This is a genomic window from Dechloromonas sp. ARDL1 (assembly GCF_051122455.1).
Lineage (GTDB): Bacteria > Pseudomonadota > Gammaproteobacteria > Burkholderiales > Rhodocyclaceae > Azonexus.
In genome coordinates this window covers 277397-291400 of record NZ_CP168939.1, presented here as the reverse complement: position 1 = coordinate 291400, position 14004 = coordinate 277397, and the positions used below count along the sequence as shown (strand labels likewise).

General features: G+C 60.9%; 17 protein-coding genes. 9 read left to right on the top strand and 8 right to left on the bottom strand.

Annotated features, from left to right (window positions below; translation table 11 throughout):
• Window positions 1–26: 26 nt before the first annotated feature.
• From yajC to AB6Q56_RS01420, 5 genes are all read left to right on the top strand, one after another.
• Entirely contained in the window at window positions 27–353 is a 327-nt protein-coding gene (gene yajC, locus AB6Q56_RS01440) for a preprotein translocase subunit YajC (protein ID WP_434515427.1), read from the top strand.
• Window positions 354–412: 59 nt separating this feature from the next.
• Window positions 413–2287 carry a protein translocase subunit SecD gene (gene secD / locus AB6Q56_RS01435; protein ID WP_434515426.1) on the top strand — a complete coding sequence of 625 codons (1875 nt, stop codon included), beginning with the start codon at window positions 413–415 and terminating at the stop codon, window positions 2285–2287.
• A 12-nt stretch (window positions 2288–2299) separates the two neighbouring features.
• Window positions 2300–3244: a protein translocase subunit SecF gene (gene secF / locus AB6Q56_RS01430; protein WP_434515425.1), complete on the top strand. Its 945-nt coding sequence runs from the start codon at window positions 2300–2302 to the stop codon at window positions 3242–3244.
• Window positions 3245–3386: 142 nt separating this feature from the next.
• Complete coding sequence (locus AB6Q56_RS01425; RefSeq protein ID WP_434515424.1) at window positions 3387–3932, top strand: heme NO-binding domain-containing protein; 546 nt, start codon at window positions 3387–3389, stop codon at window positions 3930–3932.
• A 1-nt stretch (window position 3933) separates the two neighbouring features.
• Window positions 3934–5637, top strand: coding sequence for an ATP-binding protein (locus tag AB6Q56_RS01420; protein ID WP_434515423.1), 1704 nt, complete (start codon window positions 3934–3936; stop codon window positions 5635–5637).
• A gap of 20 nt (window positions 5638–5657) precedes the next feature.
• Here the strand turns inward: AB6Q56_RS01420 and AB6Q56_RS01415 are convergent, their stop codons facing one another.
• From AB6Q56_RS01415 to purB, 5 genes are all read right to left on the bottom strand, one after another.
• Entirely contained in the window at window positions 5658–6347 is a 690-nt protein-coding gene (locus AB6Q56_RS01415) for a cytochrome b/b6 domain-containing protein (protein WP_434515422.1), read from the bottom strand.
• 71 nt (window positions 6348–6418) lie between these two features.
• Entirely contained in the window at window positions 6419–6877 is a 459-nt protein-coding gene (locus AB6Q56_RS01410) for a c-type cytochrome (protein WP_434515421.1), read from the bottom strand.
• 145 nt (window positions 6878–7022) lie between these two features.
• Window positions 7023–7340 (bottom strand): DUF2322 family protein, encoded by a 318-nt coding sequence (locus AB6Q56_RS01405; protein WP_434515420.1) that lies wholly within the window; start codon window positions 7338–7340, stop codon window positions 7023–7025.
• Window positions 7341–7616 (bottom strand): zinc-ribbon domain-containing protein, encoded by a 276-nt coding sequence (locus AB6Q56_RS01400; RefSeq protein ID WP_434515419.1) that lies wholly within the window; start codon window positions 7614–7616, stop codon window positions 7341–7343.
• 142 nt (window positions 7617–7758) lie between these two features.
• Window positions 7759–9126, bottom strand: a complete 1368-nt coding sequence (gene purB, locus AB6Q56_RS01395) for an adenylosuccinate lyase (protein WP_434515418.1) — start codon at window positions 9124–9126, stop codon at window positions 7759–7761.
• A 94-nt stretch (window positions 9127–9220) separates the two neighbouring features.
• On the opposite strand from purB, the gene AB6Q56_RS01390 reads away from it, so the two are divergent.
• Both AB6Q56_RS01390 and AB6Q56_RS01385 read left to right on the top strand, forming a co-directional pair.
• Window positions 9221–9829, top strand: a complete 609-nt coding sequence (locus AB6Q56_RS01390; RefSeq protein ID WP_434515417.1) for a glutathione S-transferase — start codon at window positions 9221–9223, stop codon at window positions 9827–9829.
• A gap of 117 nt (window positions 9830–9946) precedes the next feature.
• A complete protein-coding gene (locus AB6Q56_RS01385; protein ID WP_434515416.1) occupies window positions 9947–10534 on the top strand; it encodes an HD-GYP domain-containing protein in 588 nt (195 codons plus the stop codon).
• A gap of 140 nt (window positions 10535–10674) precedes the next feature.
• Here AB6Q56_RS01385 and mnmA read toward each other — a convergent pair whose 3' ends face one another.
• Genes mnmA through AB6Q56_RS01370 form a run of 3 tightly spaced genes read right to left on the bottom strand, consistent with a single transcriptional unit; the run spans window position 10675 to window position 12771 of the window.
• Complete coding sequence (mnmA, locus tag AB6Q56_RS01380) at window positions 10675–11772, bottom strand: tRNA 2-thiouridine(34) synthase MnmA (protein WP_434515415.1); 1098 nt, start codon at window positions 11770–11772, stop codon at window positions 10675–10677.
• Window positions 11765–12322, bottom strand: a complete 558-nt coding sequence (locus tag AB6Q56_RS01375) for a hypothetical protein (RefSeq protein WP_434515414.1) — start codon at window positions 12320–12322, stop codon at window positions 11765–11767. Before AB6Q56_RS01375 ends, mnmA begins: the two co-directional genes overlap by 8 nt.
• Window positions 12322–12771: an NUDIX hydrolase gene (locus AB6Q56_RS01370; protein ID WP_434515413.1), complete on the bottom strand. Its 450-nt coding sequence runs from the start codon at window positions 12769–12771 to the stop codon at window positions 12322–12324. The genes AB6Q56_RS01375 and AB6Q56_RS01370 overlap by 1 nt, the downstream gene beginning before the upstream one ends.
• Window positions 12772–12860: 89 nt before the next feature.
• Here AB6Q56_RS01370 and AB6Q56_RS01365 point away from each other — a divergent pair, with 89 nt between their 5' ends.
• A complete protein-coding gene (locus AB6Q56_RS01365) occupies window positions 12861–13781 on the top strand; it encodes a branched-chain amino acid transaminase (protein WP_434515412.1) in 921 nt (306 codons plus the stop codon).
• Between the two features lie 14 nt (window positions 13782–13795).
• Window positions 13796–13984, top strand: a complete 189-nt coding sequence (locus tag AB6Q56_RS01360) for a zinc-finger domain-containing protein (protein WP_434515411.1) — start codon at window positions 13796–13798, stop codon at window positions 13982–13984.
• The last annotated feature ends 20 nt before the right edge of the window (window positions 13985–14004 follow it).

The window sequence follows — 14004 nt, the reverse complement described above, 5'->3', positions numbered from 1 at the left end:
TTTTCAAGCACTCCGGAGTTACAACAATGATCAGTCTTGCCCACGCCCAAACCGCTGGCGCCGCCGCCGACCCCACGGGTGGCTTCATGCAGCTGCTGCCGATGATCCTGATGTTCGTCGTGCTGTGGTTCCTGATGATTCGTCCGCAAATGAAGAAAGCCAAGGAACACAAGGCGCTGCTGGCCGGCCTGGCCAAGGGAGACGAAGTCGTTACCCAGGGCGGCATCGTCGGCAAGGTGACCAAGGTCGGCGAGAACTACGTCTCCGTCGAAATCGCCGAAGGCACCGAAGTCGTCGTCCAGAAGCCGTCGATCGGCCTGGTTTTGCCCAAGGGCACGCTGAAGTCGCTGTAATTCACCCCGGAAGGCGGCGAGGTTGACACCATCGCCGCCTTTTTCGCTTTAAAGCCGCCATGAATCGCTACCCACTCTGGAAGTACGTCACCGTCGCCATCGCGCTGGTGCTCGGCTTCATCTACACTCTGCCCAACTTTTTCGGCGAATCGCCGGCGGTGCAGGTTTCGAGCGCCAAGGCCACACTCAAGGTCGATCAAAAGACGCAGAACCGCGTCGAGGAAGCCCTGAAGGCAGCCAATGTCGCCCATAACGGCATCCAGCTCGACTTCAACGGCGTCAAGACGCGCTTCAAAGATACCGATACCCAACTGAAGGCCAAGGACGCCCTGGAAAAGGCGTTCAATCCGGACGCCGCCGACCCGCAATACGTCGTCGCCCTGAACCTGCTGGCTGCCTCGCCGCAGTGGCTGACCTCGCTGCACGCGCTGCCGATGTACCTCGGCCTCGACCTGCGCGGCGGCGTGCACTTCCTGCTCCAGGTCGACATGAAAGGCGCGCAGACCAAGCGCCTCGACTCGACCTCGGCCGACCTGCGCACGCTGATGCGCGACAAGAACCTGCGCCATGGCGGTGTCAATCGCGAGGGCGACCGCATCGTCATCAAGTTCCGCGATACCGAAACGCAGAACAAGGCCCGCTTTGCCATTTCCGAGAGCCAGCCCGACTTGCAGGTCGTCGAAGCCGGCGACGCCAGCGAGCCGCGCCTGATCGCCACGCTGAAGGTGCAGGCGCAACAGAAGATCGGCGAATCGGCGCTGAAGCAGAACATCACCACCCTGCACAACCGGATCAACGAACTCGGCGTCGCCGAGCCGGTAATCCAGCAGCAGGGCCAGGACCGCATCGTTGTCCAGCTGCCGGGCGTGCAGGATACGGCCAAGGCCAAGGACATCCTCGGCCGCACCGCGACCTTGGAAATCCGCCTGGTCGACGACACCCCTGGCGCGCTCGACGCCGCACTGGCGGGCAATCCGCCCTTCGGAACCGAGGTTTACACCGAGCGCGGCGGCCAGCCGTTGCTGGTCAGGAAGCAGGTCGTCCTCACCGGCGACCGCCTGACCGATGCCCAGCCCGGCTTCGACAACCAGACCCAGGAACCGGCCGTGCACCTGACGCTGGATTCCGCAGGCGCCCGCATCTTCAAGGATGTGACCCGCGAGAACGTCAACAAACGCATGGCCATCCTGCTCATCGAGAAGGGCAAGGGCGAGGTCGTCACCGCCCCGGTCATTCGCACCGAAATCGGCGGCGGCCGCGTGCAGATTTCCGGCCGCATGACAACCAGCGAAGCCAACGACACCGCCCTGCTGCTGCGCGCCGGCTCGCTGGCCGCACCGATGGACATCATCGAGGAACGCACCATCGGCCCGTCGCTCGGTGCCGAGAACATCCAGAAGGGTTTCCACTCGACGATGTGGGGCTTCGCCGCCATCGCCGTGTTCATGATTCTCTACTACCAGATGTTCGGCTTCGTCTCCGTGCTAGCTCTGGCCTCCAACCTGCTGTTCCTGGTCGCCATCCTGTCGCTGCTGCAGGCCACGCTGACCCTGCCCGGCATCGCCGCCATCGCGCTGACGCTGGGCATGGCCATCGACGCCAACGTGCTGATCAACGAACGGGTGCGCGAGGAACTGCGTGCCGGCATGCCACCACAGGCGGCCATCTCGGAAGGCTACGAGCGGGCTTTCGGCACCATCCTGGACTCCAACATCACCACCCTGATCGCCGGCCTCGCCCTGCTCATCTTCGGCTCCGGCCCGGTGCGCGGCTTCGCCGTGGTGCACTGCCTGGGCATCCTGACCTCGATCTTCTCGTCGGTGGTCGTCTCGCGCGCCCTGGTCAACCTGATCTACGGCCGCCAGAAAAAGCTGACCAAGGTCGCCATCGGCCAGGTGTGGAAGCCCGGCGTCGCCGCCGGCACGCAGAAATAAGGAATCACGGACATGGAATTTTTCCGCATCAAGAAAGACATCCCGTTCATGCGCCATGCGCTGACGTTCAATGTCATTTCGCTCGTCACCTTCATCCTGGCCGTGCTCTTCCTGTTCACCAAGGGGCTGCACCTGTCGGTGGAATTCACCGGCGGCACGCTGGTCGAGGTCAAGTACCAGCAGGCTGCAGACCTCGAGAAAATTCGCGGCGCACTCGGCAAATCGGGCTTCTCGGACTACTCGGTGCAAAACTTCGGCTCGTCGCAGGACGTCATGATCCGCCTGCCGCTCAAGGGAGAACAGAATACCTCGCAGCTCGGCGAAGCGGTCATGAAATCCCTGGAAGCGGAAGCCCCGGGTGCCGCGCTGTCGCGTGTCGAGTTCGTCGGCCCGCAGGTCGGCAAGGAACTCGCCGAGAACGGCGCCATGGCGCTGTTGCTGGTCGTCATCGGCATCGTCATCTACCTCGCCTTCCGTTTCGAATGGCGCTTCTCGGTGTCGGCCATCATCGCCAACCTGCACGACGTGGTGATCATCCTTGGCTTCTTCGCCTTCTTCCAGTGGGAGTTCTCGCTGTCGGTGCTGGCCGCCGTACTGGCCGTACTCGGCTACTCGGTCAACGAATCGGTCGTCGTCTTCGACCGCGTCCGCGAAACCTTCAAGAAGGTGCGCGGCCTGAGCACGCCGGAAGTCCTCGACCACGCCATCACCAGCACGATCAGCCGAACCATCATCACCCACGGCAGCACCCAGTTGATGGTACTGTCGATGCTGATCTTCGGTGGCGAGACGCTTTACTACTTCGCGCTGGCCCTAACCATCGGCATCTGCTTCGGCATCTACTCGTCGGTGCTGGTTGCCAGCCCACTGGTCATGTGGCTGGGCGTTTCGCGCGAGCAGTTCATCAAGCAGAAGAAGGTCGTCGAAGGCGCCAACGAAGAAGGCGCTGTTGTCTAAACATCGCCGCATCCGCTGCCAAAGGGGAACCCACGGGTTCCCCTTTTTGTTGTTTTACGCCACCTGGGCCAAGGCACCTCCACAAAACATGCCATAACTGTCACAATTGCGACACTCCCCCAAAACAATCGAGGCAAGTTTCTTGTACGGACTCGTCAATCGCGCATTGCAGGAATTCATTTGCCAACACCATGGTGACGCAAGCTGGCAGGCCATCAAGACCATGGCCAGCGTGGATGTCGAATTGTTCGTTCGCATGGAGTCCTACCCCGATGACATCACCTATCGCCTCGTCGGCGCAGCATGCGAGTCGCTGAACATCGCCCCCGCCACCCTACTTCGGAACTTCGGTCGTCATTGGGTACTGTTCACCGGGCAGGAAGGGTACGGCTCCCTGCTCGATGGCGCTGGCAGTTCTTTGCAGGAAATTCTGTCCAATCTCGATGACCTGCATGTCAGGGTCGGTCTGATGTATCCCGCGCTCAAACCGCCATCCTTCAGTTGCGCCAATGTCAGCGATGACGGGCTGACGCTGCACTATTTCTCGGAACGCCCAGGACTGGCTCCCATGGTGATCGGTTTGATCGAAGGACTGGGCGAACGCCTTGGCAAGTCCCTAACGATCAGCCAGACCAGCGACCGGAACACAGGTGCCGACCATGACAGTTTCGACATCCGGATAGCCTGACATGGAACAGGGTTCCCCGTTACCACTCGGCGAGCTATTTCCCTTTTTGATCGAGCTGGACGACGGCCTGCGCATCGTGCAAATCGGCCCCCTGATGCGCAAAGCCTACCCGGCACTACAAGCCGGCGATTCGCTGGCCAGTACCTTCCAACCCATCGGCAAGAGCGGCGAATTCGTTGGTTTCGATCAACTCGCCACCGAACACCGGCGCCCCGCCGCAATACGGCAGAACCGCTCCCCAGCCTTGGTATTTCGCGGCGAATGGTTTGCCAGCAGCACATCGCGCAAGCTATTTTTCCTTGGCTGGCCCTGGGTCACCGACCCGGACGAACTAACCAACCTGGGAATTCCGCTCCATGCCCTACCGGCCCACAATCCGCTCGGCGATCTGCTCTTGCTGCTCAAGACCAATCGCAATACGCTCGCCGATACCCACGCCTTGACCGAGGCACTACGCCAACGAACCCTGGAATTGGAAAGCAGCAATCGTCGCCTTCAGGACGAAGCGGCGCTGATTCGTGCCGTCGAGGAGGCCGAACGAGCCAACCGCGCCAAAAGTACTTTTCTGGCTAACATGAGCCACGAACTGCGCACACCGCTCAGCGGCATTATCGGGATGGCATCGCTACTGATGAAACGCAGCGATGATCCGAAAACATGCGACCAGATCGGAAAAATACTTAGTTCGTCCAACCATTTGCTCGCGGTCATCAACGACATACTCGACATTTCCAAGATCGAAGCCAACCGGATGTCCCTGGAGTCGGTTCCATTCACCCTGTCGGGCGTCATCAACAATGTCCAGAACACCTTGCTTCTGAGAACCGACAGCAATCACGGGATTGATGTCCGGATCATCATTTCGCCGGAGCTTCTCAACCGGGTACTGACGGGTGACCCGCTAAGACTGGGACAGATACTGATCAACCTGCTCGGCAACGCCATGAAATTCACACCGCATGGCCATGCCGCAGTGCGAGCTGACATCACAAGCACCAAGGGCGATGACCTGACCGTGCGCTTCGAAGTGGAAGACACCGGAATCGGCATCCAGCCGGAAGATCAGGAGCGGCTGTTTCTGGCGTTCGAACAAGCCGACAGTTCAACCAGCCGGCACCATGGCGGAACCGGTCTCGGCCTCGCCATCTGCAAACGCCTGGTCGAGTTGATGGGAGGCCGTATTGGGGTCAGGAGTCAACCTGGACACGGCAGTACCTTCTGGTTCACGGTGAGGCTCAGCGACCCACACCAATCCTCGCTCCCGCTCCCCCCAAACGTTTCCGGACCGGCAACCGAAGAAACCATTCGCGAAAAATTCGGGGGAACACGCGTACTGATTGCCGACGACGAACCGGTCAGCCAGGAAATTGCTCGCGAGTTGCTTGAACATGCGGGCCTTGCCGTCGATGTCGCCAATGACGGCAGGGAAGCCCTTGAGCTGTCATGCCAAAATGCCTATGCGCTGATCCTGATGGACATGCAAATGCCGCGCATGAGCGGCACTGACGCCACACGCAGCATCCGCAGCCAATCGCTGAACATCGCAACGCCTATTCTGGCTACAACCGCCAACGCCTTCGACGAAGACCGCCAGGATTGCCTTGATGCTGGTATGAACAGCCACCTGCCCAAACCAATCAGCCCCGTGAAACTCTACGAAGCCGTTCTACACTGGCTCCAGCACAGCGCGGACCGGCGCGACTGAGGCGCGAACATCCCCTGGCGCTACCAGGTCGGCACTTCCCCCACCGCCGACGGCGGCACCTCTGGCAACCAGGCGCCGCTGGCTGCGTAGATCGCCGCCAAGGCAATCGCCAGCACGACGAGCAGCGCAAGGAAACCGCCGCCGCGGGCGGATTCGCCATCCGCATCGTCTTTCCATCCGGTAATCATTGGCTTGATCAGGTTGTGTTTCTTGACGTGGCCATAAAAAGCGATGGCGACGATGTGCAGGGCAACGAGCCCAATCAAGACATTCGATAGCAGGTGGTGCACGCCCGTCAGGCGGTTGCTGAGTTCACGGCTGACCAAATCGGCGAGCGGACCGGTAAACGCAATGTCGTCATTGGCCAGCAATCCGCTGACGACCTGCACCAGCAGCAGAACGATCAGACCGAAAACCGACAGCGCACCAAGCGGGTTGTGCCCCTCACCACGCCATCGGCCGCTCAGATAGGCCTTGATCTTGGCAGGCGTCGGAAAAAAATGGGCAAAACGCGCGTAGGTCGAGCCGACCACGCCCCAGACCACACGAAACGCCAGCAGGCCGGCGATCAAGATGCCGATCTTTCCATGCCACTCGATCAGATTGCCCCCCATCTGCCCGGTAACCACGGCTGCGATCACCGATGCCATCAGGAGCCAGTGAAACAGGCGCGTCGGTAGGTCCCACAGGAAAATCCGCTTGCTGTTCATACCCTGCCCTTCCTCGTTAAATGAAACAGGCGCCCAAAGGCGCCTGCGTGCAAATCGGAGCGAGCGGCCTCTTACTTCTTGGCCTTGAAATCGTCGTGACAGCCTTTGCAGGTGCCACCCAACTTGCCCAGTTGAACACCGATCGCCGCCGCATCCCCGCTCGCCGCAACCTTGGCCTTTTCGTTGGCTTCCTTGTTGAACTCAGTGGCCGCCTTGCCCAGCTTCTCCTTGTCCGTCCAGATATTGGACTTGGCGCGTGTCGGCTCCCAGCCCGTGCCTTTGTCGGTACCTGGCAGGTAGAGCGCCCCCATGCCTGAATTGGCGATGGCCTGGATGGCGTTGGCCGCCTTGATGACCTCTTCCTTGTTGAAGTTACCGCCTTCGACATTCATCTTGATGCGCTGCATGTTCCAGGCCATGAAACCATAGCCTGACTGGCGGAACTTGATCGCATCCTCGGGTTTGACCTGGGCAGCAGCGGTACCAGCCAGTGTAAGGGCCAGCAGAGACAGCAAGAGCTTGGATTTCATGAGTTATTCTCCGTTGTTGGGTTGACTACACCGATGTATACGCAGCCAAGTCGACAGTTATTCCAAAACGCTGTCGACCGGGCCAGGAAACCACACTCTATCAGCCGCACGCTGTATTTCAGTAACCTATGTCACCGAGATGGGGTCACACCGCGAATACGTGCTTGACGCGCAACGCCGGGGCGCCGGACTCGATGGCCAGCAGGCGGGCAATGTTCGGATGTTTTCCCGGGTTGGCACGCTCGTCCTCGGTGTGCTCGGCAAAAATTTCCAGGCCTTTCTTGGCCGCCTCGGCATTGATTGAGCCATAGGTCTGCGCCAGGTGATTGTAGACCGCCAGCGAACCCTGGCTACCAGCCTTGTTTTCGATGCTGGCCGCCACGTTGCCGTCGGCATCGAGCAGGTTGATGGCCGCCAGATGCGAAATGCCCGGCAGTTTCTTCAGATTTTCGGCAAAAGACATTTATTTCCAGTCCCTTTTGGCTTTGACCAGGCCAATGATCAGCCCGGTGGTGAAAGTGGCGATGGGCACGGTGAAGGCGATGGCCTTGATGCCGCGCTCGGCGCCGAAATGGAAGAGCAGCCAAGCCATCGGCAGCATGCCGAGGAACAGGCCGATCGCCCCGCCACGGATGCCGCCACGGATCACTTCCCGATCCGTGGTTTTCCGGTCACCGGTGCAGTGCGGACAGTAGATGGCGTCCGCCGGCACTTCCTGGCCGCACTTGCTGCACTTCATAAGTGGCTGCCACAAAATGGAGCGCAACGCCCCTGACGCGCCGCGCCGATGCCCCGAAGGAAACCCTTCAGGGGGACGAAGGCAGTACGAACCAGTACGACAAGAAGGCGCAACAAAGTCAGAGCCATTTTGTGGCAGCCACTCAGATGCGCTTGGCCAGTTCGGCGGCCTTGCCGGTGTAATCCCACGGCGTCAGCTTAAGCAGCTCGGCCTTGGCGGCCTCCGGAATCTCCAGCGTGGACACGAAGGCCTGCATGCCTTCACGCGAAACGCGGGTACCGCGGGTCAGTTCCTTAAGCTTTTCGTAGGCGTTCGGCACGGCGTAGCGGCGCATCACGGTCTGGATCGGCTCGGCCAGCAGCTCCCAGTTGGCATCAAGGTCGGCCTTCATCAGGTCGGCATTGATTTCCAGCTTGCCCAGGCCCTTGAGCAGCGAGTCGTAGCCGAGCAGCGTATAGCCCAGGCCGACGCCCATGTTGCGGAGCACGGTGGAGTCCGTCAGGTCACGCTGCCAGCGCGAGATCGGCAGCTTTTCGGCGAGGTGCTTCAAGACGGCGTTGGCCAGGCCGAGGTTGCCTTCGGAGTTTTCGAAGTCGATCGGATTGACCTTGTGCGGCATGGTCGACGAGCCGATTTCACCGGCCTTGACCTTCTGCTTGAAGAAACCGAGCGAGATATAGCCCCAGACGTCGCGGTCGAGGTCGACCAGAATGCTGTTGGCGCGGGCAAAGGCGTCGAACAGTTCGGCCAGCGCGTCGTGCGGCTCGATCTGGATGGTGTAGGGGTTGAAAACGAGGCCGAGCGACTCGACGAAGCGCTTGGCGAAGCCTTCCCAGTCGTAGCCCGGGTAGGCCGCGAGGTGGGCGTTGTAGTTGCCGACGGCGCCGTTGATCTTGCCGAGCAGTTCGACGGCGGCGATGCGGGCGCGGGCACGCTGCAGGCGGTAGGCGACGTTGGCCATTTCCTTGCCCATCGTCGACGGCGTTGCCGGCTGGCCGTGCGTGCGGCTCATCATCGGAATGTCGGCGTAGGTGTGGGCCAGCTCGCGCAGCTTGGCGATCACCTTGTCCAGCGTCGGCAGCATGGCCTGCTCGCGGGCGCCCTGGCACATCAGCGCGTGCGACAGGTTGTTGATGTCTTCGGAAGTGCAGGCGAAGTGAATGAACTCGCTGACCTTGACGACTTCGGCGTTGGCCTTGGTCTTGTCCTTGATCCAGTATTCCAGCGCCTTGACGTCGTGGTTGGTGGTGGCTTCGATGGCCTTGACCTCGGCGGCCTGCTCCGGCCCGAAATTGGCGACCAGCGCGTCGAGCTCGGCGACGGTGGCCGGCGAGAAGGCGGCGATTTCGGTGAAATGCGACTCGGCAGACAACGCCTTCAGCCATTCAATCTCCACCTTGAGGCGGGCGCGGATCAGTCCGAACTCGGAAAAATGCTCGCGCAAGGCGTCAACCTTGCCGGCGTAGCGGCCATCGAGCGGGGAAAGGGCAGTCAAGGGATCGAAAGTCATATGCACATCCTTTTCAGTAAGCCGGCAATTTTACCTTTCCCGCCATGCGCTGCCCATACGCTATAATCGAATCCCCCAAACCAGAGAGCGCACGATGAAGCTGATCGGCTCCCATACCAGCCCCTACACACGCAAAGTGCGTATCGTGCTGGCCGAAAAAAAGATCGAATACGATTTCGTGGTCGAGTCGCCGTGGACACCCGGCAACAAGGTGGCGGACTACAACCCGCTGGGCAAGATTCCCGTACTGGTCTTAGACGATGACACGGCCCTCTTTGATTCGCGCGTCATCGTTGAGTACATCGACAACGTCACGCCGAACAACAAGCTGTTCCCCGCCCCGAATCGCGAACGTATCGAAGTCAAACGCTGGGAAGCCCTGGCCGATGGCCTATGCGATGCTGCCGTCGCCGCACTGCTGGAGCGCAAACGCCCAGCCAACGAACAAAGCGCCGACTGGATCGACCGCCAACTCGCCAAGGTAAAGCGCGCCCTCGCCTTCATGTCCGAAGAGCTGGACGACAAGAGCTTCTGCATGGGAACGCACATTTCGATGGCCGATCTGGCGCTGGGTACGGCACTCGGCTACCTGAACTTCCGCTTCCCGGAAATTGCCTGGCAGGCCAGCCATCCGAACCTGTCCAAGCTGTACGACAAATTGATGCAGCGCCCGGCCTTTGCCGACACCATTCCGCACGAATAAGCGAACCGCACAGCCAAACACGGGGCGCCAGAGGCGCCCCGGTTGTTTCTAGCCACTGAACCAAAATTCTTTTGGTCTGTCTCCCTCTTTGCCGGGAACACCCAGAGGATATCGCGCATGATTTCTCCCCCCGAAGCGGCATCGCCGATCGATGCCATCGCCCATGCACTCACTGTCGCACTCGGTGCCCGCGACCACTACACACGCGTGCACTGTGACCGCGTCGTCCAGCTGTCGGAAACGCTAGGCAAACACCTGGGCCTAACCAGCCGGGAACTGGAACACCTGTCTCTGGGGGCGCGCTTCCACGACCTGGGGAAAATTGGCATTCCCGACACCGTCCTGCGCAAGCCCGAACCCTTCGAAACCCATGAGTGGGAATGCATGAAGCAGCACGTCCTGATCGGCGAACAGATCGTTCTCGCCATCAACGGCGGACGAGCGAGCAGCGTGGCGCGCACAGTCAGGCACCATCACGAGCACTTCGACGGCTCGGGCTATCCGGACGGCCTGAAAGGCAGCGCCATTCCGCTCGACGCCCGCATCATATCGGTAGTGGACAGCTATGACGCGATGATCGCCCGCCGCCCCTATCACGATGCACGCAACCACCGGGCAGTCATGGATATTCTGGCCAGCGAGTCGGGCAGCAAGCACGACCCGGATCTGGTTCACGCCTTTGGCGCCGTGATCGAAAACCGCTGATCCTGGGCGACCCGGCGCGCCTCTTAGAAGCGGTAACAAAATGAAGCGCAGTGGTCCTGGGCTAGGGGTGCCGACGCAGACAGTACGACGCGTACGGTAAAGAGGCGCAACAACGCCACGATCATTTTGTTAGCGCGTCATTAGCGGATGATGCCGCCCCCGAGACAAACACGGCTTTCATAGAGGACCACCGACTGTCCGGGCGTCAGAGCCCACTGCGGCTCGGCGAAACGGATTTCGCAGGATGCCGCATCAACGCGCTCCACCTCGCAGGGCTGATCCGAGGTCCGGTAGCGCGGCTTGGCGGTATAAACCCAGTGCGTATGCGGCGCTTCGCCCGACACCCAGCTCAGTTGCTCGGCGACCAGTGACTCCTTGAGCAAGGCCGGATGATCATGCCCTTGAACGACATACAACACATTCTTGTCCATGTCCTTTCCGGCCACGAACCACGCATCGTGATCGCCGCCGCCGGCTGTGCCCTTTTCCTTGACGCCGCCGATATGCAGCCCCTTGCGCTGGCCGATGGTGTGGTACATCAAACCGTCGTGCTCGCCCATCGCCTTGCCGTCGTCAAGCCGGCGAATCTCGCCCTTCTTGGGCGGCAAGTAGCGTGACAGGAAGTCCTTGAACGGGCGCTCGCCAATGAAACAGATACCGGTCGAATCCTTCTTGGCGGCGACATGCAAGCCTTCCGCTTCGGCAATCTTGCGCACCTCGCGCTTGTACAGGTCAGCCAGCGGAAACAGGGTCTTCGACAACTGTGCCTGGTTGAGGCGATAGAGGAAGTAGCTCTGGTCCTTGGTGCCATCCTCGGCCTTGAGCAACTGGAACCGGCCGTCGAATTCGCGCACACCGGCGTAGTGGCCGGTGGCGATCTTTTCGGCCCCCAGCTGCATGGCGTGATCGAGGAAAGCCTTGAACTTGATTTCGGAGTTGCACAGGATGTCCGGATTCGGCGTCCGCCCGGCCTGGTATTCGCGCAGGAACTCGGCGAATACCCGCTCACGGTATTCGGCGGCGAAATTGACCACTTCGACATCGATGCCGATACGGTCGGCAACGCTCATCACATCGATCAGATCCTGGCGCGACGAGCAGTATTCCTCGGTATCGTCGTCCTCCCAGTTTTTCATGAACAGGCCGATCACATTCCAGCCCTGGTGCTTGAGCAGCAGCGCGGCCACGGAGGAATCGACACCGCCGGACAAGCCGACGACCACTGTTTTCTTAGACATCGGGCCCAGCCCCTTTCTTCCACTCTTCCAGCGGCAACACCACCGCCGGTTTTCCATTATCGACGAACCAGCTATCGACGACGAAGCGTCGCTGCTCGCCTTCCTGATTCTTTTCCTCGATCACCGCCGACCAATGCACCGGCACCAGACCGGCAAAATAACGGACTTCCGGCTCCAGCACGCGATGCCAGCGCAGGTAGCCGCGGCGGGACAGCAACTGCAGCAGGCGAGTGGTCGACGTCGAATGATCGATGCAGTCCATCTTGCCCGGCACATCATCGTCGTCGAAGTTGCCGCCACGGTCGTTGCGAATATCCGACTGCTCGCCCCCCCACTCGTACAAACGACCGATGGCTACTGCCAGCACGCCGCGTTCGCTCGCCGAGTCGGTCGCGGCAAACATGAGCCGACGTACCTGCCCGAGCTGTCCTTCGGTGTACCGCACCACGACCTGATGCTGGCAGCCATAGCCATGGCAGATGCCAACCGTTTCATCGGCGAATGCGGCACCGCAGAGCACCACGAGCAGCAGACAGCAGGCGTGCAGCATCAGCCGTAATGCACCAGCATGTCGAGCGGGTAACGCTTGCCAGCCAAGTAGTCCTCGCAGCAGCGCAGGATCAGCGGGCTGCGATGACGCGCCTGCGTGGCCTTCACTTCGTCCAGCGTCAGCCAGCGGGCTGCCACGATCCCGTCGTCCAGTTTCCGGTCCGCCTCGAATCCCCGCAGCTCGCCCCCGAAGGCAAAACGCAGATAGGTCGTGTCTTCCTTGGTCGGATGCTTCCAATGATAGACGCCGACCAAGTGCGTCGGCTTGAAGTGGTAGGCCGTTTCCTCGAGTGCTTCGCGCACCACCGCATCGACCAGCGGCTCGTCCTCTTCGAGATGCCCGGCCGGCTGGTTGAAGGCCAGGCCGGTATCGGTTTCCTCCTCGACCAACAGGAATTTCCCGTCGCGATAAACGACGGCGGCAACGGTAACGTGGGGCTTCCAGACCATGGCAAGACTCGAACGGCAAAAGCGTTATTTTAGCGTCTGAATTCGGCTAGAATTATGGGCTTTTACACACGGCAACACGGAGAATCACCATGTCCATGTCGGATCGCGACGGTTTCATTTGGCAGGATGGCAAGCTCGTGCCCTGGCGCGAAGCGACCACCCACGTCCTCACCCATTCCCTGCACTATGGCATGGGTGTATTCGAGGGCGTCCGTGCCTACAAGACCGAACGCGGCACGGCGATTTTCCGCCTGAAGGAGCACACCGAGCGCCTGTTCCGCTCGGCCCACATCTTCCAGATGCAGATGCCGTACTCCGCCGAGGAACTGAACGAAGCGCAGAAGGAAGTCATCCGCGCCAACAAGCTCGAATCCGGCTATCTCCGCCCGCTCGCCTTCTACGGCTCCGAGAAGATGGGTGTTTCGCCCAAGGGCGCCAAAGTGCACGTCATCATCGCCGCCTGGCCTTGGGGCGCCTACCTTGGCGAGGAAGGCATGCAGCGCGGCATCCGCATCAAGACCTCGTCCTACACCCGCCACCACGTGAATATCACCATGGTGCGCGCCAAGGCCTCGGGCAACTACATGAACTCCATCCTCGCCAACAACGAGGCGACGACTGACGGCTACGACGAAGCCCTGCTCCTCGATCCGGAAGGCTATGCCTGCGAAGGCGCCGGCGAGAACCTGTTCATCGTCAAGAACGGCAAGCTGTACACGCCGGACCTGACCGCCTGCCTCGAAGGCATCACCCGCGCCACCGTCATGCAGCTGGCCGGCGAACTGGGCATCGAGGTTATCGAGAAGCGCATCACCCGCGACGAAGTCTATTGCGCCGACGAAGCCTTCTTCACCGGCACCGCCGCCGAGGTAACGCCGATCCGCGAACTCGACAATCGCCAGATCGGTGTCGGCCATCGTGGCCCGATCACCAAGGCGCTGCAGGAAAAGTATTTCGACGTGGTCTATGGCCGCTCCGCCGCGCACGCCGACTGGCTGGCCGTCGTCTAATCAGGGAGAAAACCATGTCCGACAAGAAGACCATCGAAGTCACCGCCCACGACCTGCCGCTGCACTGCCCGACGCCGAATGCGCCGCTGTGGAGCCAGCATCCGCGCGTCTTCCTCGACGTGCTGAAAACGGGCGAAGTCACCTGCCCGTACTGCAGCGCCAAGTACGTCTTCACCGGCGAAGCCCCCAAGGGCCATCACTAAGACACGGACGGCGGGCCGCA